13 protein-coding genes are annotated in these 26,017 nt (G+C 43.8%); 10 read left to right on the forward strand and 3 right to left on the reverse strand.

The genetic code is table 11. The features are described from left to right. Window position 1: 1 nt before the first annotated feature. The 10 genes from FAZ19_RS02280 to FAZ19_RS02325 all read left to right on the forward strand — a co-directional run bounded on the left by FAZ19_RS02280 (window position 2) and on the right by FAZ19_RS02325 (window position 19,722). A complete protein-coding gene (locus FAZ19_RS02280) occupies window positions 2-2,416 on the forward strand; it encodes a serine hydrolase (protein WP_136818978.1) in 2,415 nt (804 codons plus the stop codon). Between the two features lie 254 nt (window positions 2,417-2,670). After that, on the forward strand, window positions 2,671-5,886 hold the full coding sequence (locus FAZ19_RS02285) for a SusC/RagA family TonB-linked outer membrane protein (protein WP_136818979.1): 3,216 nt from the start codon (window positions 2,671-2,673) through the stop codon (window positions 5,884-5,886). Window positions 5,887-5,897: 11 nt separating this feature from the next. Then, on the forward strand, window positions 5,898-7,793 hold the full coding sequence (locus FAZ19_RS02290) for a RagB/SusD family nutrient uptake outer membrane protein (protein ID WP_169305539.1): 1,896 nt from the start codon (window positions 5,898-5,900) through the stop codon (window positions 7,791-7,793). A 53-nt stretch (window positions 7,794-7,846) separates the two neighbouring features. Continuing rightward, window positions 7,847-9,031: a DUF5000 domain-containing lipoprotein gene (locus FAZ19_RS02295; RefSeq protein WP_136818981.1), complete on the forward strand. Its 1,185-nt coding sequence runs from the start codon at window positions 7,847-7,849 to the stop codon at window positions 9,029-9,031. A gap of 34 nt (window positions 9,032-9,065) precedes the next feature. Continuing rightward, complete coding sequence (locus tag FAZ19_RS02300; RefSeq protein WP_136818982.1) at window positions 9,066-10,253, forward strand: DUF4998 domain-containing protein; 1,188 nt, start codon at window positions 9,066-9,068, stop codon at window positions 10,251-10,253. A 179-nt stretch (window positions 10,254-10,432) separates the two neighbouring features. Continuing rightward, window positions 10,433-11,152 (forward strand): 3-ketoacyl-ACP reductase, encoded by a 720-nt coding sequence (locus FAZ19_RS02305; RefSeq protein ID WP_136818983.1) that lies wholly within the window; start codon window positions 10,433-10,435, stop codon window positions 11,150-11,152. Window positions 11,153-11,598: 446 nt separating this feature from the next. Next, window positions 11,599-14,721 carry a SusC/RagA family TonB-linked outer membrane protein gene (locus FAZ19_RS02310; RefSeq protein ID WP_136818984.1) on the forward strand — a complete coding sequence of 1,041 codons (3,123 nt, stop codon included), beginning with the start codon at window positions 11,599-11,601 and terminating at the stop codon, window positions 14,719-14,721. A gap of 20 nt (window positions 14,722-14,741) precedes the next feature. Next, entirely contained in the window at window positions 14,742-16,697 is a 1,956-nt protein-coding gene (locus FAZ19_RS02315) for a RagB/SusD family nutrient uptake outer membrane protein (protein ID WP_136818985.1), read from the forward strand. A 67-nt stretch (window positions 16,698-16,764) separates the two neighbouring features. Further along, a complete protein-coding gene (locus FAZ19_RS02320) occupies window positions 16,765-18,039 on the forward strand; it encodes a DUF4959 domain-containing protein (RefSeq protein ID WP_136818986.1) in 1,275 nt (424 codons plus the stop codon). A gap of 9 nt (window positions 18,040-18,048) precedes the next feature. Beyond that, window positions 18,049-19,722, forward strand: a complete 1,674-nt coding sequence (locus FAZ19_RS02325; protein WP_211245414.1) for a DUF4998 domain-containing protein — start codon at window positions 18,049-18,051, stop codon at window positions 19,720-19,722. Between the two features lie 108 nt (window positions 19,723-19,830). Here the strand turns inward: FAZ19_RS02325 and FAZ19_RS02330 are convergent, their stop codons facing one another. Genes FAZ19_RS02330 through FAZ19_RS02340 form a run of 3 tightly spaced genes read right to left on the reverse strand, consistent with a single transcriptional unit; the run spans window position 19,831 to window position 25,988 of the window. Beyond that, entirely contained in the window at window positions 19,831-21,732 is a 1,902-nt protein-coding gene (locus FAZ19_RS02330; RefSeq protein ID WP_229707293.1) for an RICIN domain-containing protein, read from the reverse strand. A 12-nt stretch (window positions 21,733-21,744) separates the two neighbouring features. Further along, window positions 21,745-22,914, reverse strand: coding sequence for a prolipoprotein diacylglyceryl transferase (locus tag FAZ19_RS02335; RefSeq protein ID WP_136818987.1), 1,170 nt, complete (start codon window positions 22,912-22,914; stop codon window positions 21,745-21,747). 26 nt (window positions 22,915-22,940) lie between these two features. Then, on the reverse strand, window positions 22,941-25,988 hold the full coding sequence (locus tag FAZ19_RS02340) for a SusC/RagA family TonB-linked outer membrane protein (RefSeq protein ID WP_136818988.1): 3,048 nt from the start codon (window positions 25,986-25,988) through the stop codon (window positions 22,941-22,943). Between the last annotated feature and the right edge of the window lie 29 nt (window positions 25,989-26,017).

The raw sequence follows: 26,017 nt of genomic DNA on the forward strand, positions 1-26,017 counted from the left end.
TATGAATACGAGTAGGCTAAGAAAAAGTTTAATGCTTCTTTTTTGTAGTATTTCGGTAAGTTTTGCGATGGCACAAGGCCCAGATCTTCCTCCGGATTTAGACAACTATATCAATCGAGTGCTAGAGCAGTTTAATGTACCAGGAGTTGGTGTAGGTATTGTAAAGGACGGTAAGGTGCTTATGGCAAAGGGATATGGCGTAAAGCGGATGGACAGTCCGGATCCGGTTGATGAAAATACCTTATTTACTATTGCCTCCAATAGTAAGGCATTCACAGCGACAGCATTGGCTATGCTCGTGGAAGAAGGGAAGCTCGGTTGGGAAGACCCGGTCACGAAATACCTTCCTTATCTCAAATTTTCGGATGATTATGTAACGACACATTTGACGGTGCGGGATTTGTTAGTGCATCACAGTGGACTACCTGCTTATACAAATGATTTTCTCCTATTCCCGCCTTCTACCTTCAGTCGCAAAGAATTGTTGGAGAAGCTCAAAGATGTACCGTTGGCTCATGATTTCCGATCGGTATATGCGTATGATAATATTTTATACGTGGCAGCGGGCGAATTGGTTGAGGCTGTCTCTGGTATGTCTTGGGAAGATTTTGTTAAGGTCCGAATTTTCGACAAAGTTGGTATGCACAATAGTATTAACCGGTATTCGACGTTGAAGAAACAACCCAATATAGCCTATGCGCATACGCGGCGCAACGGGAAGCTGCGTGTCGTTGAAAACTACTTTGATAGTAATATCGGTGACAATGGCAATCCGGCTGGCGGCATTGCATCTTCTGCTGTGGATATGTCCAATTGGTTGATTACACAGCTGGATTCAGGACGTACACCCAATAATGGTCGGATTTTCAAGCCTACCGCTACCCGCGAACTTTGGAAAATTGTGCGTACCATGCCCATCAGCAAAGAACCGGAATGGCTAAGGCCCAATCAAAAGCATTTTTATGGATATGCGCTGGGCTTCCGTACGTATGATTACCGTGGCGAGCAAGTGGTAGGCCACGGCGGGTTACTCACCGGTTTTGTGTCGCAGATCGCGATGGTGCCCGAAAAGCGGCTCGGTGTGGTGGTATTGACGAATCAGCTTTCTTCGGGGGCGTATTGGGCAATCATCAACCAGGTGCTCGACTATTACCTAGGGGCCGAATCCTTTGACTGGATAGCCGGTTACAAAAAACAGCTAGACCGTTCACAGGGACGAGCAGACTCGACGGAACCTGCCGATAAAAAAGTAGTTCCCGATCCTATGCTCAAGCGTTCACTGCCTTTGGCAGATTATGCAGGTGTTTACCGTGACGAGCTTTTTGGACGTGTGACGGTGAGTATGGTGAGCGATTCGGCACTGCGTCTCGATTTTGTCAAATCACCGCAGTATTGCGGAACGTTGCAATATTTCCATGGAGACATGTTCCGATTAATTTATGACAATCCAGATCGTGGAGAGGGGCCTTTCCTGACGTTTGTACTGAATGCCGACAAATCCATTCGCGAAGGACGGTTTGTAGGGGAGCGGTCCGGTGGGCGAGGTACGTTGGGACGCGTAGCACTAACTCCTGATAAGCGAGCTATATTGGATACCGCCGATTTGAAATCACGCATCCAAAAAATAATGGCAAAGCAACCCGAAGGCCGGTTTGCCTATGCATTTATGGATTTGCAGACCGGAGAGCAGCTGTTATTCAATGCGCAGGAAATGTTTCATGCAGCAAGTACGATGAAAACGCCTGTCATGGTAGAAGCTTTTAAACAAGCCGCTGAAGGGAAATTTTCATTGTCAGATTCGATTACGGTGTATAACAACTTCAAGAGTATTGTCGACAAAAGCAAGTTTTCTTTGCCGGTCAATACCGATAGTGAGGGTGACCTATATGCGCGCTTGGGCAAGAAAATGACCCGACATGACCTTATTTTCCGAATGATTACAGCGAGCAGCAACTTGGCTACCAACATTATTATTGATCAGGTTGGCGCTAAGAATGTGATGAAGACGATGAAAAGCATCGGGGCAGATGATATTCGCGTGTTACGCGGGGTGGAGGATTCTAAAGCCTTTCAGAAGGGGTTGAACAACCAGGTGACCGCTTACGATCTGATGCTGATTTTCGAACGAATTGCCAAGGGCAATCTGATTAATAAAACCGCCAGTGAAGGGATGATAAAAATTCTAAAGGCACAAAAATTCAACAGCATTATTCCAGCACAGCTGCCTGACGATGTTGAGGTAGCACACAAAACAGGATCTATAGAAGGGATATGTCACGACTCGGGCATCGTATATCTGCCCGGTGGTCGCAGTTATGTATTGGTATTGCTGTCTGGAAAGTTGAAAGATGCCGATGCGCGGAAAACATTGGCAGATGTTTCGCGTCAATTTTATAATTATTTTTCAGACAAGTAAAGGCACGATAATAGCCCTGCGTGTTATTTCGATTTTAATAAAACTAGTTGCATAAAGGTGCTAATACATGCAATGGAGCATTTTTATAGCTTGATTTATGGATCTTTAATATTTTTTTTTGCGTTTTGTTAAAAAAAAATACAATATCATGCATAAGTCAGAAATTATTTCCTATACTTGTATAGCCAAATGTAAATCTCTGTCTTTTAAGGGATAATATTGACAACCATATTTATTAATTTAAAATCTAGCTTATGAAAAAATGGCTTTTTTTATTGCTGCTTGGGTTAATTCTCAGTTTTCACTCCACGTCGATGGCGATGGAGAAAGATGTTAGCACTATATCGATTGCATTGCAAGATCCCTTAGAGGTTACGGGACAAATTACCGACACGCTTGGGGCTCCATTGCCGGGGGTTACCATACGGCTTCGCTCCGGAATTGAAACCACGACAGACCAAAATGGTCGATATGTTTTGGCGATACCTAATGAATTTGTCAAAGACGCGGTTTTGACCTTTAGTATGGTGGGGTTCACCCAACAGCAGATCACCGTGGCCGGCCAAACCAAAATTGATGTTCGGCTTGCCGAAGCATCGAACCTGATCGGAGAAACCGTTGTCACGGCCTTCGGCCAACGGGCCAGAAAGGAGGATGTCGTTGGTGCAATTACCACGGTCAACCCTTCAGATCTAAAAATCCCTTCCAGTAACCTTACCACGGCTCTTGCCGGACGGGCTGCAGGGATCATCGGTTTTCAGCGATCGGGCGAACCGGGGGCAGATAATGCCGACTTTTTTATCCGAGGGGTAACCACATTCGGTTACAAGGTGGATCCACTTATTTTGATTGACAATGTGGAATCTACAAAAACGGACTTTGCTCGGTTGCAGGTAGATGATATCGAGAGTTTTTCGATATTAAAGGATGCTTCTGCCGCTGCACTATACGGTGCTCGAGGAGCAAACGGCGTCATATTGGTTACAACAAAGCAGGGACGCCGGGAGAGTTTAAGTGTGAATTTCCGTCTCGAAAATTCCCTCTCTACAGCTACACGCAATGTAGAGCTGGTCGATCCGATCACCTATATGAAACTGGCTAATGAGGCAACCGTGGGTAGAGATCCATTGACAAGGGGTGACTATAGTCAACGACAAATCGAATTTACGCCGCCTGGAGGATCATTGGAATATCCAGCTGTGGATTGGCAGAAGGAGCTTCTGAACAACTATGCAATGAATCAACGCGCAAATTTAAGCGTTAGGGGAGGTGGAAGCATTGCGCAATATTATGTTTCAGGTGCTTTTAATCAGGATAATGGTGTCCTGAAAGTGCCCCAGGTGTCTAACTTTAATAGTAATGTGAATCTAAAAACGTATTCACTCTTGAGTAATGTTAATATCAATCTAACGGAAAAAACCCAATTGATTGTTCGTTTGAGCGGTACCTTTGATGACTATATTGGTCCCTTGCAGAGCGGTACGAAAGCATACCGCGATATCATGCGGGCGGTACCTACGAGATTTCAGCCTTACTATGATCCGGGTGAAAATTATAAGTATCTGAATCATATTATGTTTGGTAATGCCGACGAAGGAAAGTATCTGAATCCCTATGCTGAGATGGTCAAGGGATATCGTGAATATTCTCAATCCAGGATGCAGGCGCAGCTGGAGCTAAACCAGAATCTAGATGTTGTTACCGAAGGTCTATCCTTTACAGGTCGAGTGTCAACAAAACGGTATGCCTATTATCAAATAGGCAGATCTTACATTCCATTCACGTATGAGTACAGTGGATCGGATAATAATGGTAATAATTTATACACGCTACATAATCAAGATACAGGTAGAGAAACCCTAGAATATGATATTAGCCAAGGAAGAAAAGATGTAACTTCTGTATTTTTTATGCAAGGTATAACCAATTACCAACGGAAATTTGGGGAACATTCAGTTACTGGTTTGTTAGTAGGTACCATGAACAGTGAGCTTGCGGGCAATACAGGTAGCCTTCAATTGTCTTTGCCACACCGAAACCTCGGAGTAGCGGGTAAATTTACTTATGGTTACCTAGGTAAATATCACCTAGAGGCCAACTTTGGGTACAATGGCTCAGAACGATTCTCGGAAGAGTATCGGTATGGCTTTTTTCCTTCCGTCGGATTAGCCTGGCATGTGTCTAAGGAAAACTTTTTTGAGTCCATGCAACCTGTTATATCAAATTTCAGGCTACGGGGTACCTATGGTTTGGTTGGAAACGATGCGATTGGCTCTCCCGATCAACGGTTTTATTATATGTCTGAGATAGTCGATGGTAGTGGATGGGTATTTGGTCCAGCTCAGGACGAATCGTTGACAGGGGTCGCTGTTCGTCGCTATCCAAATCCAAATATTACTTGGGAGACAGCCTATAAGTCGAATGTTGCTCTTGAGTTGGGGCTATTTAATAATGCCGTGGAGATACAGGCTGATTGGTTTACCGAACAGCGAAAAAATATATTTATGCCACGAGCTGATATTCCTGCGACAATGGGATTGGCTGCGTCTATATATGCCAATATGGGCGAGGCAAAAGGATCCGGCATTGACATGTCTGCAAGTTACAAAAAGAGCTTCTATAACGGTTTGTGGATACAAGGTATGGCAAACTTTACGTATGCGACCAGTAAATTCGAGGTATATGAAGAACCTGCCTATGAATATCCTTGGCTTTATCGGGCCGGATATCCAATCAATATAGCCCGGGGATATATTGCCGAGCGGCTGTTTATCGATGATCAAGAAGTACGGAACTCGCCTGAGCAGCAGCTTGGGGGAAGTGTGTCTGGTAAGCCTGCTATGGCTGGAGATATTAAATATGTCGATGTCAATGGAGATGGTAAGATTACCTCCTTGGATGCAGTTCCGTTGGGATATCCAACGGTGCCGGAAATCAATTATGGATTTGGTATTTCTTTGGGATACAAAGGCTTTGACTTTAACGTTTTTTTCCAAGGCTTAGCCAGAGAGTCCTTCTTTATTGATCCGGAAGCTACAGGACCTTTTAGAAGCTATCGCTATCCTGTTAATGGTGTGCCGGGTGCTGAGGTTGTAAATGGCGAAATTGCTAACAATGTCCTACAGGTCTATGCAGACAGCCATTGGTCACAGGAGAACAGGGATGTGTACGCCCTCTTTCCGCGGTTGAGTTCACAAGCTGGGAATCCAAACAACGAGGTAACTAGTACTTGGTGGATGCGAAATGGTGAATTTTTACGACTCAAGCAGTTGACCGTTGGTTATACCTTTGAGAAAAAGGAGACGGGGCTGTTAAAAAGGATTGGTCTCGGATCCCTGCGTGTCTATGGAGATGGGCTTAATCTGTTGACCTTTAGTCGGTTTAAATTATGGGATGTAGAAATGGCAGGCAATGGCCTAGGATACCCCATTCAACGGGTCATTAACGTAGGTGTAAAAATGGACTTTTAATGAAGATGATTATGAAGAAATTTATAAAAATATCACTGGTTTTATTAACCTTACAAGGCTTTTCAGGATGCAACTACCTGGATGTCGTGCCAGATAATGTGAGAACAATAGAGCATTCATTTGCTTTACGGATCGAAGCGAAGCGTTACTTATATACCTGCTATTCTTATTTGCCACAACATGGGCAGCTCACCTCGCAAAGTCCATCTTTCGCGGGATTCGAAATGTGGCCTTTGGCGTATAACGCGAGCAATACCTCCCAGTTTGTTATGGGACAGCAAAATGTATCGGAGCCGCTGTTGAATTATTGGGAAGGAAGGGCTGGTGGAAAAGATATGTTTCAGGCCATCAGGGACTGTAATATTTTTCTGGAGAATATTCAGCAGGTTCCCGATATGCAGCAACCGGAGCGCGACCAATGGACCGCCGAAGTTAAGTTTTTGAAGGCCTATTACCATTTCTTTTTGATGCAGCTGTACGGGCCTATTCCGTTGATTAAGGAGAACTTAGAGAGCGATGCGGAGATCTCCGAAGTGCGTGTCCGGCGTCAGCCCGTAGATGTCTGTGTGGACTATATTGTAGAACTTCTGGACGAGGCGTTAGTTTACCTACCTAATCTACCCTTACAGCAGATTGATCGCCCAGAGTATGGCCGTATTAACACGCTAATGGCTATGGGGCTAAAAGCAAAGGTGCTGGCGACGGCTGCAAGTCCACTATTTAACGGAAATACGGATTATGCCGATTATATCGATCCTGAGTTGGGGCCTTTGTTCAGCCAGACCTATTCCGCCGAAAAGTGGCAGAGAGCGATGATGGCGGCCAAAGAAGCTATTGACAATGCGACAAGCATTGGTATGAAACTCTATGAGTTTACACCTGGACCGACGTTGGATCTTTCCGATACGACGCTTTTTGAACTTAATATACGGGAAGCATTTGCCACGAGAGATGCTAATGTCAATGGCGAAGTGATATGGCCGAATACTGGTGGGAATGCGCAACAGAGTGCGATAACACCGCGATCTTGGAGTCCGGATCTGACCAGTGCGAGTACTGCGGGAGCTTATGGACCTCCATTGCAAATTGTCGAAATGTTTTATACCGATAAAGGGTTGCCGATTAATCAGGATAAAACTTGGGATTATAACGGACGGTACGATTTTCGTACAGGAGATGTACAAAATAACCACCATGTGAAACAGGGGTATGAAACAATCAAGCTCCACTTTCATCGCGAGCCTAGGTTTTATGCCAATATCGGTTTCGATGGCGGTATATGGTATGGACAGGGTATATATGATGATAAAGCAAACTTTCATTTAGAAATCAGGGGCGGGCGTTATACATCGGTGCGGGAAACATCTGCCCATTCACCGACAGGTTACTATCCCAAAAAGCCGATCAACTATCAAAACTACTTGGAGGGAAGCAGTTATTTTGTAACGAGTTACTTATTCCCGAATATGCGCTTAACCGAGTTGTACCTCTTATATGCAGAAGCAGCAAACGAATTTAGCGGACCAGATGACGAGGTGTTCTCTTATCTGAACACTATCCGTACTAGAGCTGGCATCCCGACTGTACAAGATTCGTGGGATCTCTATTCTACCCAACCAGGGAAATACAGTACCAAGGAAGGACTAAGAGATATTATACGCCAAGAGCGCCGAATTGAGCTTAATAGCGAGTCGCAGGTATACTGGGATTTGTTGCGTTGGAAAACAGCGGAAAACATACTGAGTCAACCGATTTTGGGATGGGATAAGCGCGGTGTTTTACCAGAGGAGTTTTACAAACTTACGGTGATATTCCAACGTCAGTTCAGGAAGCGGGATTACTTTATGCCGATCCGCGAATATGAATTGCAGCGTAATGAAAACCTGCTTCAAAGCCCGGGATGGTAGGGGCTCTTGATGGAAAATAATTTACTTTTATATACATCATTATTAATAGTATTATGAAAATTTTAGAATTATCGATTGGTTTCTTCTCGCTTTTTATGTTGCTCGCTTGCAGTGAGGAGAAACATGAACCACTCTTCTTGGGTGAGACGCCCAATGCCGTATCACAATATAGCGTCGAAAACTTGCCGGGGGCGGCAGCAGTTACCTTTAAGCTTGACGACCCCCGGACGGCCTATGTAAAGGCGGTCTATACAGTAGAACATGGAGTGACAAGAGAAGCAAAGGCCTCCAAATATGATAATAAGCTGATGGTCGACGGTTTTGCGCAATCGAGGGAGTACTCGGTGGCGCTCTATGCGATAGGCAAAGATGAGCAAGAGTCTGAGCCCGTCTACATTACGGTACATCCAGGAACCCCGCCCTATCAAACGGTGTTGGCTGAATTGAATGTTGCCGCCGATTGGGGTGGCGGTAGGGTAACAGGAGAGAATCCGACGAGTGCACAGCTTATGATTGGCGTGGTGAAGAAGGATCCTACTTCCGGAGAATGGGTGGATGTAGAAGTGTTTTTTACGGAAAGTCCCAGCTTTAATTTCAATTTTCGTAATCAGACTCCTGTGGAAACTGAATTTGGCGTCTATACACGGGATCCTTGGCAAAATTTTAGTGATACCGTAAGTTCCGTCTTTGAACCTTGGGAAGAGATCAAACTACCGCTTACACATCAAAATTTCAATCAGATTGTCTTAGCAGGGGATGCAATAGGCCAAGCGTCATATGGCTTGAGACGTTTGTTTGACGGTATAAGATTCTCTTGGGCAGATGGATATTACTCGTTGAACGATGGTACGCCATTCCCTAAGGTTATTACGATCGATTTATTGCAGACGTACCAGTTAAGCCGGTTTAAATACTGGCAGAATGGAAACCTCTATTATCAATCGGCTAATGCAAAACATATACGTATCTGGGGGAATACAACACTGGATCCCGATTTTGATAAGTGGCATTTGCTAGGTGAATGGGATGATTGGAGACCATCGAAGCGTCCTCCTACAACGGGGAATCCTGGCTTGACGGAGGAGGATCTAGCAGCTGCACAGGCTGGAAATGATTTCGACTTTCAGTTGGAAATACCGGGGGTACGTTATATCCGTATTGAAACGCTTAGTACCTGGGAGCCCCGTACACAGGTGTATTACCCGGAACTGGAGTTTTGGGGAAGACCAATAAAATAGTAACAAATAATAACAGCTAAGAAATAAGAATGTTATGAAAAAAAATATTTTTTTGATAATCGGTAGCATTTTTTGTGCAGGAATGATCTTTTTCAGCTCCTGTACAAAGATGGATCACTTCTATGAAGATTACATCATCGAGCGGACCTATATTGGCAAGCCTGATTCGATTTGGGTACAACCAGGTGATCAACGTGTACAGATTGGGATGCTCACACCAAAGGACGCTGAAGCCAGAGATTTGATTATTCGATGGAATTCGACAGACTCAATGGTTTTTCCTATTGATCACGATGTGGAAAGCCAATCCGTTATAATTGATAATTTAGAAGAGCGCGATTATGTGTTCAATGCCTATACCATTGACAGAAAAGGGCATCGCTCGCTTCCTATGGAATTGAGCACTACAGTTGCAGGCCCTGCTTATAGAACCACGATAACGCATAGGGAACTAGACTACAGTATTATTTTCCGCGATTCTGTGGCTTTGGTATGGAAAGCCATGTCGTCCGAGACGTTGTTTGGTGTCGAAATCGATTTTACGGACAAGGCCGGTGTACAACAGAAGACTTTAGTTTCTTCATCTACGTTCGCCAGTGTGGTTCGTGATGCTGATCCAAATGAATCAATTTCGGTAAGAACCGTATTTCGTGCGCATCCCAATGCATTTGAGTATTTTTATACGGATCCGGTAGAAGTAGATCTAGTTGCAACGAAACGGAACACCCTCACTTTGGTGAGTAGTGCATACACCAATGCCGAGTACATCGATTTTCATTGGGTTCGGGTGTTCCTAGAAGCCGATGTGCCAAGACCAACAGGAACGGATATTGATATGTGCTATACATTGGGTTCCGGATCAAGATCTAACTTGTTTACCATGGATGGTACAGGATTTGGAGTTTTTGCGAGCGCTTGGCAATCCGCGATAAGTTTTTGGCCCGTCCGTAATGTTGCACGACTAAAGCTAAACAGGGGTACGGCAGCGGTTGAGCTGTACAATGAGTTAGACGAGATGGATAGAACCCAGATGGTTGCAGCTTATGAGAATTCAGCTGCAACAGGTTTAAATCGGGTTTCAGGACTGTTGGTCGATGATGTTATTCTCCTTCATTCTTCGGATAGAGATCTTTACGTAGCGATTAAAGTCGTGTCGGTGCCTCCGGCTACGGCAGGTGTCTACGGAACTTTAGGTATCGAGTTCAAGATTTCAAGACCGTAGTAAAATAACTATACACGAAGCCTTCTTTACTTTGAGACAACTTAAAGTAAAGAAGGCTTGTTTATTTGTCCCCTATCTCCCACTGAGTATACACTTAGTAATGAAATTACATAATCTTAACATTCTAATAGCTGCTGTTTCCTATTTTTGGGTTTATCTATTATAAAATCATCAAACATATGATAACTACGTTAAAAGGAAAAAAGGCAATTGTTACCGGTGGAGGTAGAGGTCTAGGAAAAGCCGTTGCTTTGCAACTTGCCAGAGAAGGTGTACATGTCGGAATCACTGGGCGTAACGAAGAGAATTTGAAAGCTACGCTTGCCGAACTACACAATATCGGCGTTAACGCAGCTTATGCGGTATTTGATGTAGCCAACGAGGCCGCTGTTCAGGAGGGTGTCAAGAAACTGGCCGAAAAGCTAGCCGGTGTAGATATACTGATTAATAATGCTGGGGTGGGCGATTTTGGAAAGATCACAGATATGCCCTCTACACAGTGGGAGGATGTAATTCGCGTCAATCTCTTTGGAGTCTATTATGTCGCAAAAGCAGTCTATCCTTTTTTGAAAGATAAAGGCGAAGGCGATATCGTGAATGTCGCTTCTACAGCAGGCTTAAAAGGAGGAGCTAATATGTCAGCCTATGCTGCCTCGAAAGCAGCTGTTGTTTCCCTTTCACAGTCTATGATGGCCGAATGGCGTAAAGAAAATATCCGTGTCATTACATTGACACCAAGTACCATTGCCTCCGATATGAGTATCCAGGGCGGGCTTACGGATGGCAATCCAGAAAGCGTTTTACAACCAGAGGACTTTGCACAATGGGTGTGCGATATGCTTAGAATGAATAGAAGGGCTTTAGTGGCAAATGCTTCCTTATTTTCTAACAATCCGTAGTTGTGATCGCGACTAACGTAATTGTCACGCTTTTTATTGTCTTGGTGGCCTTTATTTCAGTTGCAAAACATCTACTTTTTTTTTCCATAACAAATCTATTTCTACACCGTTACTGTCTTGCCAAAAATATAAATTGTTGAATAAGATAATAACGGTGGTGAAGGCTTTTGGAAACTGTCGGGTGTCTGGATTCTCTAATCTACCCCACCTCCTGTTAAGCTGGCCCCTCTTATACTTTGGATAAGATTGATACAATTAATCAATTTTTTGATCCAAATTTGCAATTTTTTAAAGCGACTAAATTATAAATTTGACTACCGGGTTTTGTAACGGCCAAATTACAAACGAGTAAACCTAGTGCATTTTCAAGTACATTATTATTACGATTTATATACTAAAATTACTGTATAACTAACTTAATATAAACCAAAAATAAACCAATTCTTATGGAAAGACCTAAAGAAAAGTTGCTGTTTTTTTTGCTTTTTCTGCTTGCTCCTATTCTAGCTTTTTCGCAGAAGCAGATCACCGGAGTTGTTAAAAGTGCAACCAATGGAGAACTTATGCAAGGAGTAAGCGTCTTAAAAAACAAAGTGCCATCCGTAGTAACCAACGCCAATGGGGAATTCGTCATTACAGCCAATATTGGCGACAGCCTGACGTTCACCTCTGTCGGTATGTCGCCGATAAGCCAGGTTGTCGACCAACGAAACATCTTGGAGATAACGATGTACGAAGACGGTAGTAATATTGACGAGGTAACGGTCGTTGCGTTTGGAACACAAAAGAAATCTTCAGTTGTAGGAGCAATTACGACGGTGAAAGCCGCCGATTTACGAATTCCGGCTTCCAACTTAACAGGTTCTTTTGCTGGACGAATACCTGGGGTAATATCTTACCAAACCTCTGGAGAGCCTGGCGCCGATAATGCACAATTTTTTATACGAGGTGTCACTACGTTTGGATACCAAACTTCCCCGCTAATTCTTATCGATGGATTCGAATCCACTACGGATGTACTTTCTCGCCTACTACCAGACGATATCGAGAGTTTTTCCATCTTAAAAGATGCCTCAGCAACGGTATTGTATGGTGCTCGAGGAGCAAACGGAATTATTATGATTACAACTAAAGCGGGTAAAGAAGGACCTGTACGGATGAATGCCCGTGTAGATGTGAATACGGCTTCTCCGACGAAGATGGTTGATATGATCGGGGGAATAGACTACATGAGGTTGTATAACGAAGCCCGTGTGACCCGGAGTCCCGTTTTAGGACCCTACTATACGCAACAAAAAATTCAGTCTACTATAGACGGCGAAAACCCGATGATTTTTCCCAACGTGGATTGGTTTAATACCTTGTTCAAAACGTCTACGACCAATACCAAAGCCAATGTAAATCTTTCTGGCGGCGGTCAGGTAGCGACTTACTACGTGTCAACTGGTTTCGACAAGGAAACAGGCTTATTAAAGGTAGATAACAGAAATAATTTTAATAATAACATTGATATCAACAGGCTATTTATCCGGTCGAATGTAATTCTAAAACTGACGAAAACAACCACCTTAGATACCCGAATCCAAGGTAGATTTGATCGTTATACCGGTCCTTACCAATCGGCAAGTAATATTTTTAGAATGATTATGAACAGTAATCCAGTAGATTTTCCCGCCGTCTATCAGCCCGATCCAGCCAACGAATTTACCGACCATATCCTTTTCGGAAGTACTTCTGTAGCCGGAAACGTGAAAGTGAATCCGTATGCTGAAATGGTTCGTGGCTATGAAGATCGAAACGAAAGCAGTATCGTCGCACAGGCAACACTCTCCCAGGATCTTAGTTTCCTGACCGAAGGCTTAAAAATTCAGGGTAAGGCCTCCGTTAGTACCTGGAGTAGATACGCCAGCACCCGTACTTATTTTCCATTTTTCTATGACTTAGAAAATTATAATCAAATTACGGGCGCCTATACGCTATATCCATTGAATCCTACTACAGGGCAAGCTTATTTAGGCGACGTCATTCCAGGAAGGGATGCAAATGGGCATTATTATTTTGAAGCCCGATTAAATTGGAACCGGACCTTCGGCTCGCATAATGTTGGGGCTATGACGGTAGGAATGATGGAAGAAAAATTATTGACAGCCGGGAACAGCACATCAATTTATGAAACCTTGCCAGAGCGTAATATGGGTAACTCCGGGCGTTTAACCTATGATTACGACAACCGGTATTTTGCCGAAATAGCTTATGGTTTCAATGGTTCAGAGAAATTTACCGGTGAGAAAAGATATGGGTTCTTCCCCTCCTTCGGCGGTAGCTGGATGATCTCTAACGAAAAGTTTTGGGAACCACTAAAAAGCGCCATTAGCACATTCAAGGTCAGGGGAACCTGGGGATTGGTGGGGAATGACGCCATTGCAGAACGCTCTGGCCGTTTCTTTTACCTATCCGATATCGCGCTTGGCGGCGGAGCGTATCGTTGGGGCACGAGCTTCATGAATGCCTATACGGGTTTTAATGTCAATAGATACGCTAACCCGGACATTACTTGGGAGCAATCTGAAAAATGGAACCTCGGATTAGAGATGAATTTTATGAATGAATCGCTTAAGTTTACGGGTGATTTCTTCAAAGATGTCCGAAGCAAGATCTATATGAACAGGGAGAACTTTCCTGCCTCTGCAGGGCTAGAAGCCAGCGTCAGTGGAAACGTTGGGAAGGTTAGTTCACAAGGTTTCGACGGGTCTATTGATTACCAGAAATTCTTTGGAGCGGATTTATGGATTTCCGGTCGTGCAAATTTCACCTATGCCGTAAACAAACTTTTGGAATTGGATGAGCGCGATTATCCGGACACCTACCTGAAAAGACAAGGGCAGAACATCAATCAACAATGGGGGTTATTGGCCGAACGTCTTTTCGTCGACGAATACGAAATACAGAATTCGCCTAAACAAGATTTCGGCGAATATATGGCAGGTGATATCAAATATAAGGACATCAATGGCGATGGTATCATTAATGACAACGACCGTATATCGATGGGATATCCAACGGTGCCAGAGATACAATATGGCTTTGGTATGTCCATGGGTTATAAGAGTTTTGACTTCTCCTTTTTCTTCCAAGGAAATAGAAATGTCTCCTTCTTCATCAATGCAACAGATGAATCGAACCCGGGTAATGGATCATATGGTATTGCACCTTTTGCATTTAGAAGAAATGCATTATCCATTATTGCCGATGATTACTGGAGCGAGACCAATCCAAATATTCACGCCTTTTGGCCTCGGTTATCGACAGAACCGCTCGCCAACAATACGAGACAATCGTCGTGGTGGTTAAGAGATGGGTCATTTTTAAGGATGAAATCGTTAGAGATAGGTTTTAGTCCCAAAACACTGAAGCGAATTGGTATAAATCCTGGAAGCCGTATCTATTTCAGTACGGAGAATCTTTTTGTGCTCAGCCCCTTTAAGCTTTGGGATCCTGAAGTGGGACGGAATGGCTTAGGCTATCCGCCGAATAGACGATTTAATGTAGGTATTCAACTCACGTATTAACCATAAAGAACCAAATAAAGATGAAAGCGATCAAATACATACTACTGGCTACCATAATCATGCTGGGTTCTTGTACGAAGTTCCTCGATGTGGTACCCGATAATACCCTGAAATTGGAGGATATTTTTAATCTTAAAATTGATGCCTACAATGCATTGGCTAAAGTGTACAGCTATTTACCAAACGACGAACGTACACATGTGACCTCTTGGAGCTTAGGTGACGAATGGATCGGCCGCCTCGATTTGAACAACAACAATGGCGATTTACGTGCCATGCGCATCATGCGTGGTCTACAGTCCCAAACAGATCCGCAGCTTGGCTACTGGTCCGGTACGCAGGGTGGCAAACCATTGTATGAAGGCATGCGCCAAGCAGATGTGTTCTTAATGCATATCGATAACGTTAAAGACATGTCGGATGGCGAAAAAACAGACTGGAAAGCACAGGTGAAATTTCTGAAAGCGTATTATGCTTTTTTACTGGTACAGCGCTACGGTCCTATTGTTATTCCAAAGACCATGGCTTCTCCAGAATCCACAAAAGAAGAGCTATTCCTGCCGAGAACCAAAGTGGAGGAGTGTTTTAACTATATCTTGGATTTAATGAATGAAGCTATCCCAGGTTTGGTAGAGCGCGCAACGTCTAATAATCTGGGGCAAATTGACCAAGTAGCTGCAAGAGCTATTAAAGCACGTGTCTTAGTTTTTCGTGCAAGTCCCTTCTTCAACGGTAATCAGGAATACTTTGGCGATTTTATGGACAAAGATGGGCAACCATTCTTTCCGTTACAGGAAAATCAGGAGAAATGGAAAGACGCCATCGATGCGCTCAACGAAGCTATTTCGTTATGCGAAACAAATGGGTTAGGCTTATATCATTATGAAAGAGAGCCTTTTATTTATGACAGACCTGCATTTGAAGCGAACAACGAGCGGATGAAGACCCTTTATGATCTGCGGATGCTCGTTGTAGATCCTTGGAATAGAGAGTTGGTTTGGGGCAATTCCAACCTGAATTATTACAACTCGGGAGAGCTGGCTCACTCCAGCAATATCCGCTTACCAGAAGGATATGGCGACGGGGTGGTTAATTCATCGAGTTTTTCCTGGCAATGGATGGCAGCCACCTATAGCATGGCCGAGCGGTATTACACGGAAAACGGGCTCCCTATTGAAGAGGATCTGACGTACGATTTCGATAACAAGCACGAAATTGTACGTACTCCAGGACAGCTTGAACCGAGCTATACGCCATGGAATGGATACCTACAACCGGGAGCCGAAACGATAAAACTCTACATGAACCGAGAGCCTAGATTCTATGCCAACCTGGGGATCACTGCGGGATATTGGCGGGCACATGCGGTACGGATAAATACAATGATGTTTGGGAATTCCCACGGCGGCTATAACTCATCGCAACACACCACGGACTTTATGACCACCGGTATAGGGACACAGAAACTTGTACATCCCGAGTCGCAATCGGGAGCGTGGCAACGGACAATTAAATTCCCGTACCCCATTATTCGGATGGCAGACCTATATTTAATGAAAGCAGAAGCATTAAATGAATATTCAGGACCTTCACAGGAGGTGTATGACGAGATCAACAAAGTGAGGACACGTGCCGGCATACCGGATATTGAAGCCATTTGGGCTGACGCCTCATTAACCCGGACGGTGAATAAGCATCAGACTAAAGAAGGTCTTCGGGATATTATTTTGAAGGAAAGAAGCATCGAGTTTGCGTTTGAGGGAATACATTTCTGGGATATGTGGCGTCATAAGAAGGCAACTTCCGCATTTTCTTCTCCCGTTTGGGGATGGACACATACGGGAACAACAGCATCTGCATTTTTTGTATTGGAGGTGAAGCAAGAACGTCGATTTACCATCACCGATTGTTTGTGGCCTATAAGCCTTAATGAGATGAATACCAACGGGCAACTGATTCAGAATCCAGGTTGGTAAGCTTAAAATAGTCCCTTGGCAATTAAAAATCAAACCGAGCTTGCGAGCTCAACGTAATTCTATACATATGAAAAGTACGAATCTTAAACTCTTATATATTACACTCGCCTCCTTGTTACTGTTTTCCTGTGAAGAGCTCGAGCGTTTTAAGCCCAATAGCGATGATAGCAACCCGCCCGGCAAGGTTACGTTAAAAACGTACAAAGCACTTTTTGGGGGAGCTAGATTTTTTTATACACTTCCAGATGATGAAGATTTAATGAGCATAGAAGCCGTTTATACAAATCCAAAGGGTAAGGCTTTCACATTCGCGGCCTCTTATTTTGTTGACTCGTTAGATGTATATGGTTTCCCGAGCAGCGAGGAATATACCGTTCAGCTTTTTGCGGTAGATCGAGCTGGCAATAGGTCAGAGGCACTGGACGTTCCGGTTATACCGTTAGAGCCTGCCTTTAGTCGCGTAGCGAATTCTATGGAAGTGAAGCCGGGGTTTAGCTCTTTCTTTTTAGATTGGACAAATGAGCTCAAGCAGAATATAAATGTGTATGTCGATTTCACTTTTAACCAGGATGGCGCTACACGCACATTAACTTCCGTTTTTTCATCCAATTTGGAGGAAGATCGGAGATTTGTTAACGATTTATTTTTACCACCTACCGAAAAAGTCGCTGTTAAAGTGCGCGTAGAAGATATGTACGGTAACATCACCGAAACTATCGACAAAGGTAGTATTTCACTATTTGAAGATAATAAAATTGAGAAATCAGAATGGATGCTGCCTAATGCCAATGATTCGGTCGGTGGTGTTCCTATGGTTTTCGGCAATGCGTTAGAAGGACGTAATCGGTATGTCATTGACGATATCATCGACAGGGGAGACAACCTCAACTTTATGCATACCGGTAGTCGTGGAAAAACAGGAAGAACGGCAGATGGGAATATGCCTTGGAACTTTATTATCGATCTAGGTGGCTATTATGAATTGAGTCGTATCATCACGGTACAGCGTCACTCTGGGGGATTAGCGAACATTGCCAGAGGACAGTATTATAGAGATGAAAATGTCGGCATGTACAATATGTACATTTGGGACGACGCGACTAGTTCCTGGGAGTTTGTGTCGCAAAGCAAAATTATCGTTCCACAAGGTTTGACTGAATTGGAGTTTGTAAAGAAAGGGGAGGCTGGAGATATGGCCTATATGTATCCGGATGAGCCAGCATATACCAAACCAACACGATGGTTCAGGTACGAGGCGGTGAAGAGCTTTAACGGAAACTATACCCTAGAAGATGCGAATTGCCTATCGGAAATAACCTTATATGGTAAAAAAAGAAATTAATTTTCAATTATGAAGAATCTATCAAAGAATGCGATAATCTACCTGTCTTTTGTAGGTGTCCTGAGCTTAATATTCGCGTGTAAGGGAATGTATGATAATGTTGAACCGTACTCAGCAGAGGTGATATACCCCGCAAAATACGATACCATATCCGCCAAAATAGGATTCGAACGGGTAGAATTGGATTTGATGAAGGCTGGGAGAATACCTTCAAGTCAAATTTCGATGGGGAAGTCTACGAAGACCGTCATCGAATATGATGGCAAGCAGGTCGTAATCGACTCGCTCGTGTCGTGGATTAATGTGCCTGATTTGAAGCAGTCGAAGCTCTATCGAATTAAAGTATATACCGTAGATCAATACGACAATCAATCGGTTCCACAAGAGATCGCCGTTATTCCATTTACTTCAGGCGATTTGGACAATCTTGTCGTTGCATCTCCCCGGGTATTGACCTCGCCGAATGCTGCTGTGATCGATTGGCCTAGTGCGTTATCTTCAATTCTTTTGGAGTATCGAAGTGTAGATTACGAATACACGGATAAAGACGGAAAAAAAATAACCGGAAATAAAGGCGCTAATCCACGGATTTTTGCTGCGAATTTGAATGCCGGTGAGCAGTTTAACATACAGCTAAGTTATAATGTCATTCCCAAAGTTAATGGTACGACAATCTTGGACTCTTTAAAGATTGAGACCTCGCTGAATATAAATATGCCGACGAGTTCTACCGTTTTTAATCCCGCAGAGCAAGATATTTTAGCGGCCAATGGCGTTACGGTTTTCACCTCCGAGGGCGTATCGTCTTACAAGAAGCTGGTTTTTCCAGTGCATACCAATACGCTTCAAGACTTGTTTTATTTTCCTAATATAGAAGAACTTGATCTAACAGGAGGCGACATCTTCGATCTAAAAACGATTAGCTATAACCGTAACAACATCAGCAAAGTCATTGGTGGCGGTGATTATCTGCCCTTCATCCGAAAAGTTTCTCCGATTTCAGACGCAAATGCCCAGACCATGGTCGATTTGATGAATCTCGGTATTATTAAGAAGGTTAAATACGTGCCTAATTCATTGGGAATAGATCACCTCTTACGACCGTTTGATGAAGCTGGAGTTATCGAGTGGGTGACAACACCGGATGAATCGCTGATCCCTATGAACTTTTTCTTAGACGGAAAAATACAGGATGCTACGGCCTGGGCACTGGACTTGGTCAATCCCGCCACCTCGTACCCGGCGGGAACGAATATCGTGAATCCCATTAAGGCAACGCTAAAGGGGAGAAGCGGATCTTTTATTTTTGTGCTTCCGAAAGAGTATCGCTTTAATATCGCTGAGTACAAATATCTTAAATTTAAAGTGTATATGCCAGCGAAGTCAACGTTTAATGGGATCTATGCGCCTTATCAGCGAATATGGCCCAGATTTATGAACTACACCTGGGCATTCAATACAGAAAGCTCTTTTGGTCAAGAATATTGGGCTCCCGATGCCAACGCCTTCAGGATTAGCGATGAGAATTTGGAGAAATGGACAGATGTCACTGTTGATTTATCAAACCTGATAGATAGACACAATAGGGTTGTTGTCATTAACATTGGCGGAGAACCTTCATTGACGTTTGCTCCGCCGGCAGATATGGTCTATTATTTTTCAAACTTCAGATTTGCAAAATAAGTAAGATCGCGAGATAAATGGAAAAGAGCCTGTGTCAGTTTATGATTTCAGGCTCTTTTTTTCAACTAATATACGTTTAGCTGATGAAGTCTTTTGTATTTTAAAGCGCTACAAGTCAAACCTAGCATACGGTATACGTACACCCTTTACCCGGTAATAATAAGGGTCATAATTGCCGTCGCTTTCTTTAATTGCCCCATCTCCAGTGTCCACGCAGGCACCGAAGTTCATGCTGTAGGTAACTAATAATTCATCTTTCCCATTACCAGAAGATGCATGAATCAATGGAGTATACACTCTCGCATTTTGTCCTTTATAGAACTCCGTAAAGCTATGGACTAATTTTTTCGGCGTAAATGGTCCTATCGGACTGCTGGCTGTGGAAATATACATGTTGATGGAGGTTATCCCACAGTAGAACCCCTGATCCATAGTAAGGTGTATATACTTTCCATTCAGATAGCTCACATAATTGGTACCCATTCCCGAGTTTATAGGAGCTCCTGTCGCGGTGCTTGCTGTCGCTCCCCAAGAATCTCCGTTCCAAAATGTCCAGTTTTGAGGATCGTTTTGCGGGAACCGCGCTACATAAAGTTCCGTTTCAAAACCAAAGCTCTCCGGGATGGAGCGGCTACCATACACATATACATAACCATCATTTGCCTTCACCATTCCGTTGGCAAACCGCATTAACTTTTCCGAAGCAGTCAAGCCCGCCGGTGTCGTCCGCTCGGTCTGCCAGTGGGTGGAACTAATAGGAGTTAATTTATAAAGCGATTGGTGATCGTTTTCCGATCCCAGACCCTCGCCCTCCGTATTATGTATATACACCACATTATCGATTTCAACTCCGGCTCCTGGCCAGCTCCATGTTTTACCGGGGTATTTAGGAATTAAATTGCCAACCCCTCCATTGGACCGCCCGTCTGCCGTCATCATTGGAGCAGCCGGATTCCAATCGTCATTAGAAGGCTGAATAATAATCGAGTTGGTATAGGATATAAAATGGTTACCATACAAGTTGCCGTTAGGAGCCATTGAACCGTGGTGCCACGCGTCTTGTGTTACCCATAGCACCCTACCGTCAGAAAGCGGAATACTGTTTCCCTGATCGAACGCAACCGAACCCGTTGTGCGTTCAAAGAAATGACATACATCATCGTCCCTGTAGCTATCTTTTGGTAGTTTAACGATATCCCATTTCTGCCGATCATCATCCGCTTTCGGCTCTTGCGTAATATATACCTTATCTGGTGTACTGGTCATGGAAACATACAGCCCATTAGTTTTATTCGATATTTCATATTTTCCGGTTTGATTAATTTCCGCTATCTTCCACAGTTGTGCGTCCAAGGATGTTGCGGACGCTCTTTTCTGTTTCAGTTGCTCCCCAGCGGCAGCACCTGCAGTTAAGAACTTTCCACTATGGAGATTTCTGAATTTATAATATTTTATGTCTTCTTCTGTAGCATGATAAATAATATCCCACTCCTGCCATCTTTGAAGATTTTCTCCATTGGTTATTTCAGAATTTCCGACATCTACCCCCGCATCCTCTACATATTTTTCATTGAAGTTGTTATCGCCCTCTATCTGCATTACCCTGCCGTTTAGTATGCTTGAAATGCTATAGGTGTCGTATTCGCTGATTTCAGAATCATAGACGGCAAATTCCACTTTCCATTCCCTGCGTTGCCCCGATGCCGAAGTGACCGTATAGGTCACGGTTTTATTTGCCGAAACATCGATTATTTCACCTGATGCAGGTCGGATTGTGGCATCGTCCGAAATTTCAATAATCGGTTTTAGCGCGCTCAGGTTGGCATCGGATGTTACTTTCACCAAGACCTGATGAACATCATCCCGTGAAAAAATGCTGGCATTACCATATTGACCCGTTTCCAGCTGGAAATTTTTAATCATCCGCCCTGGATGTGGCGGCAACTCATAGTCTACTTTACAGGATCCCAGTAAGAGCAGGACAACTAAATACAAAAGATTTTTGATCATAATTTGTTGGATTTAAAGTTGAATTTTAGATTTCGTTAGTTTATTGTGGCGATTTATATATAAGTAGACGACCATGAAAACAGCCAATAGCAGTATCCCCAAGCTGATCAGCTGCGCTTCGGAAAGGGGAAAACCAAAAACATCAAATTTATAATTAACGCGGATGAACTCAATGAGAAACCGTTCCGTACCCACCACAAAAAGATAAATGGTAAAAAGGAGTCCTGGTAATTTAATCTTATCCCTAATCATCCATAGTATAACAAAAATGAGCAGTATAGCAGTAGACTCGTAAAGCGATGTGGGAAAAACACCCTCCGGCAGCACATAACAATATGTCTCCGCACAGCCCGGTATATACACCCCTTGATGAATTACATTATGTGGGAAATCGAAAGACCACATCCAGTTAGGCAGCCAAGAAAAAGGTTTATCTACGGTATTTACAATTCCCCAGTCGCCATCACCAGAGAGGTGGCATCCCATCCTTCCCACGCCGTACGCTACCAGCATACCGAGCGAACCAATATCTGCTAAATGCCGCCAGTGGATCCCTTTCCGCATACCAATATACAAGTAGCTCGCCGCGCCAAATAAAAGGCCTCCCCAAAATGTTAACCCACTAAAGCGCAACATATCCCAGATGGAGTGCGATTGATATAAACCGTAGTCTTCAAAAATATTAAGCAGTTTTGCGCCGATAAATCCGGTAATGGCCGCCCACAGAACCAATGTCGGCATAAGCTCTCTCGGACGTACCATCTGTACCTCATCCTGCGCTATCCTTCTTTCCGATCGTCTGTAAGTCAGGAAAATATAGACCATACACAAACTCGATAGTATCAGTCCTCCCGACAAGTGACCTTCACCAGAAAATATCCAGGAAAAAGGACGGTTAAAAAAAGCTGTTGCATTCACAAACAGCGCAGTACCTTTAAAGCCCAGCAGAAATCCAGTGATGCCGTACCCCAGTATAATAAGCCAGGTTCTATTCACCCTAGATTTCATTGGTTCTGGGAATGCATGAATATCACCTATCTGTTCTTTTCGAGCAAACTCACTTCTAAATGTCAAATAGGAGAGTACAAACGACAGCCCTACAAAAAAGCCAAAAGTAGGTATAGGCCAGGAAAAATCTGTACCAAATAAATAGTTGACTAGATGTGAGAGTGTCGGAAACATGATACTTTTCGAATAAAAATTTGACCCTAAAGGCCGATCTGAATACCTAAATTAATAACACGTTGATTCTGATAGGCATCCCCAGCCGTATTTGATGTAACCTCAGGATCTTGTTGATACAGCGAATAATTTGTCCAGGTCAACAGGTTATATCCACTTAAGTAGATACGTGCATTACTGATCTTCATCGGCAACCAACGATCAGGCATTTGGTATCCAAGCTCTATTGTTTTCAATCGCAGATAAGTGGCATCAATGAGCCAAAAGTCTGACATATATGAGGAGGGGCTGTTAACCGTCGTCGGATTAGTTGTCAACCGTGGGAACTTCGCCGTTGAGGCCGTTTCCGGAGTCCATCGTTCCTGATGAATAGGTTGGAATTGGCTTTTAAACGGTTCTATACCACTGCCCTGTACACTGAAGCTGTAGCCTGTTGTCCCCTGCAACAAAATATTAAAGCTAAGACCTTTATAGCTGCCCCCTAATGTCAGTCCGAAACTGGTATTGGGGATGTTCGGTCTCCCAATGACACTTCTGTCGTAGTCATCAATCAGTCCGTCACCATTAAGGTCTTTGTAGCGCAAATCACCGGGACGGACTTCATATCCACCTGCGGGTTTAGGACTGTCGTCCAGATTTTCTTCCGTATAAAATCCGTCGAACAGATAACCCATGGGCTGGCCTACTTGGTGTCCTGTTAGCTGTAACCAGGGGAAGGCCGGCATCGGTTCGTCCTGAAATAAAATCTTGTTCCTAAAATAGGTCAAGACACCCTTTACGTTATAATTAAATTCACCGATATGGTCGTTGTAGTTGAGTTCAAATTCTACCCCACTATTTCTGACGCGTGCAATGTTGGTCGGAGACACGCCTACACCAATGTGTATGGGTAGCGATTGCGAAATCACCAATTGATCATATCGGATGTTGTTGAAATAATCGGCAGCCAGTGAGAACCTATTGTTAAATAAATTCATATCCAATCCGATATCAAAAGAAGACTGTTTTTCCCAGGTTACATTGCTGTTGCCCAGATTGCCTTCGTAGATTGTGCCTACAGGTTGATGCGCTACGCCAAAGGAATAGCTTCCGCCTTCATTATAAACCTGCTGGAACAAGTAGCGGTCGCCAGCAACCTTATCCGAACCGACGATACCATATGAGCCACGAAACTTGAATAAGTCGACGAAATCGAACCTTTCCTCAAAGAACTTTTCCTTTGCCAGGTTGTAGCCCACGGAAACAGCAGGAAAAAATCCGTACCGTTGGTCCGCCTGAAATCGATCTGAACCGTTATACGCCAGCGTCAGATCCACGAGGTATTTTTCCTGATAACCGTAGCCCGTTCTTAACGTAAAACCCTGAAAATTTTGCGGGATCCAGTTTGTACGCTTATCTCCTCGGCTATTATACGATTCACGGTTGTAGAGTAATAACGAATTGACGTGGTGCGCACCGAAATTCCTACTGTAGTTGAGGTTGGCCTGTACATTTACACGGCTATTGTAATCACCTTGAAATGCGCGGAGCGTATAATTGTCCATAACATACGGCGCACCGCCTTTTAAGACATACGAGTCCGAATCGGGAAAATACCGGTATACCGGTATTTGATCCCGGCCCTGCTCACGCCCGTTCGATTCGATACTGGCATAAGCTATCCTTGTCGATAGCGATAGGCCCTGCGTAATGATATTCAACTCCTGTGTACCGCCAAAAAGCATGTTGATATCGTTGCGCCTGTCCAAATAATATCCCGACGTTCCCAAGCGCGCATTGACGGTTGGTAGTAGCTCCTGCGTATCGCTGGCATAGGAATACGAGCCGTCTGGATTTAGAAAAGGGGCCGACCAAGGGCGGATTTTGTTGAAATCAAAAACCTCTCCAACGATGTTTCCCGCTCGCGGTGTATTTATCCGATTGAAATTTGCGCGCATATCCAATCGCAACTTCAAACTCTTTGTAGCTTGTACATCAAGGTTTGATCGCAGGTTGAAACGGCGATAGTAATAGTTGCTGTTAACCTTATTTTCTTCGTTTTCAAAATCGTACAAGTTTCCATCTTGCGAAAAAGCACCGCCCGATATAAAGTACTTAATGCTCTCGCTACCTCCCGTAATGTCCACGTTGCTGTTGTACTGCAGACTATTCGGTTTAAAAATACGCTCATACCAATTTACATCCGGGTGTCCATAGGGATCATCCCCATCGCGAAAATGAGCTAAGGCTTCTTCGCTAAACGGTTGATAAGTGTTGTCGTTTGCCGTATTAGCAATCGCTTCATTCCAGAGTAAAGCACTTTCGTAGGCGTTTGCAAATTTCAATCGGGTCACCGGGCTCTGCAAGCCGGATTCTAAACGTACATTGATCTTGGGCTTTCCAGATTCTCCACGACGTGTCTTTACAACCAATACACCATTTGCCCCCTTGATACCGAAGACCGCCGTTGTCGATGCGTCTTTCAAAATGGAGATACTTTCGATTTCATTCACATTAATCTGCGCTAACTGGTCGTATGTATATTCGATATCATCGACGATAATCAGTGGTTGGTTACCATCTGGATTTAACGAACTGACACCCCGGATATAAAAATCAGAAGCGTCCCTTCCGGGTTGTCCAGATCGTTGCACAGCGACAAAACCCGGTAGCCTTCCGGTTAACGCATTCTGTACGCTGGAAGTAGGTACCTGCCTTATATCTGCACCTTTAATAGAGCTTACTGCACCTGTATTTGTTAGTTTTTTTGTTGTTCCGAAACCCACTACCACCACTTCGTTCAGATCTTGGCTGTTGGATTGGAGAATAATTTCCAGTTCGTCACCTTCTTTAACCGTACGCTCTTGCAATGCATAGCCCACGCTTCTGAATACAAGGACGCTATTTCCCTGTAAGGGTATACTAAAGCGTCCATCTTCGTCGGACTGAACCATGTTGGCTACTCCTTTCTCCGAAATGGTCACACCGGCCAGTGGGCCTGCAGTATTTTTAACAATACCTGTGACAGTAGACTGCGCCCACGTCAGTAACGGGGTAATAAGGATTGCTAATAAGAGATAAATATTTTTTTTCATGTTGTGTTAGCTAATAAAAAATAAATCAT

Source organism: Sphingobacterium alkalisoli (genome assembly GCF_005049105.1).
Taxonomy (GTDB): Bacteria; Bacteroidota; Bacteroidia; order Sphingobacteriales; family Sphingobacteriaceae; genus Sphingobacterium; species Sphingobacterium alkalisoli.

What these genes read in the sequence shown, in the direction of transcription:
- FAZ19_RS02280 (WP_136818978.1), top strand. Translation starts at nt 2, where the DNA reads ATGAATACGAGTAGGCTAAGAAAAAGTTTAATGCTTCTTTTTTGTAGT.
- FAZ19_RS02285 (WP_136818979.1), top strand. Translation starts at nt 2,671, where the DNA reads ATGAAAAAATGGCTTTTTTTATTGCTGCTTGGGTTAATTCTCAGTTTT.
- FAZ19_RS02290 (WP_169305539.1), top strand. Translation starts at nt 5,898, where the DNA reads ATGAAGAAATTTATAAAAATATCACTGGTTTTATTAACCTTACAAGGC.
- FAZ19_RS02295 (WP_136818981.1), top strand. Translation starts at nt 7,847, where the DNA reads ATGAAAATTTTAGAATTATCGATTGGTTTCTTCTCGCTTTTTATGTTG.
- FAZ19_RS02300 (WP_136818982.1), top strand. Translation starts at nt 9,066, where the DNA reads ATGAAAAAAAATATTTTTTTGATAATCGGTAGCATTTTTTGTGCAGGA.
- FAZ19_RS02305 (WP_136818983.1), top strand. Translation starts at nt 10,433, where the DNA reads ATGATAACTACGTTAAAAGGAAAAAAGGCAATTGTTACCGGTGGAGGT.
- FAZ19_RS02310 (WP_136818984.1), top strand. Translation starts at nt 11,599, where the DNA reads ATGGAAAGACCTAAAGAAAAGTTGCTGTTTTTTTTGCTTTTTCTGCTT.
- FAZ19_RS02315 (WP_136818985.1), top strand. Translation starts at nt 14,742, where the DNA reads ATGAAAGCGATCAAATACATACTACTGGCTACCATAATCATGCTGGGT.
- FAZ19_RS02320 (WP_136818986.1), top strand. Translation starts at nt 16,765, where the DNA reads ATGAAAAGTACGAATCTTAAACTCTTATATATTACACTCGCCTCCTTG.
- FAZ19_RS02325 (WP_211245414.1), top strand. Translation starts at nt 18,049, where the DNA reads ATGAAGAATCTATCAAAGAATGCGATAATCTACCTGTCTTTTGTAGGT.
- FAZ19_RS02330 (WP_229707293.1), bottom strand. Translation starts at nt 21,732, where the DNA reads ATGATCAAAAATCTTTTGTATTTAGTTGTCCTGCTCTTACTGGGATCC.
- FAZ19_RS02335 (WP_136818987.1), bottom strand. Translation starts at nt 22,914, where the DNA reads ATGTTTCCGACACTCTCACATCTAGTCAACTATTTATTTGGTACAGAT.
- FAZ19_RS02340 (WP_136818988.1), bottom strand. Translation starts at nt 25,988, where the DNA reads ATGAAAAAAAATATTTATCTCTTATTAGCAATCCTTATTACCCCGTTA.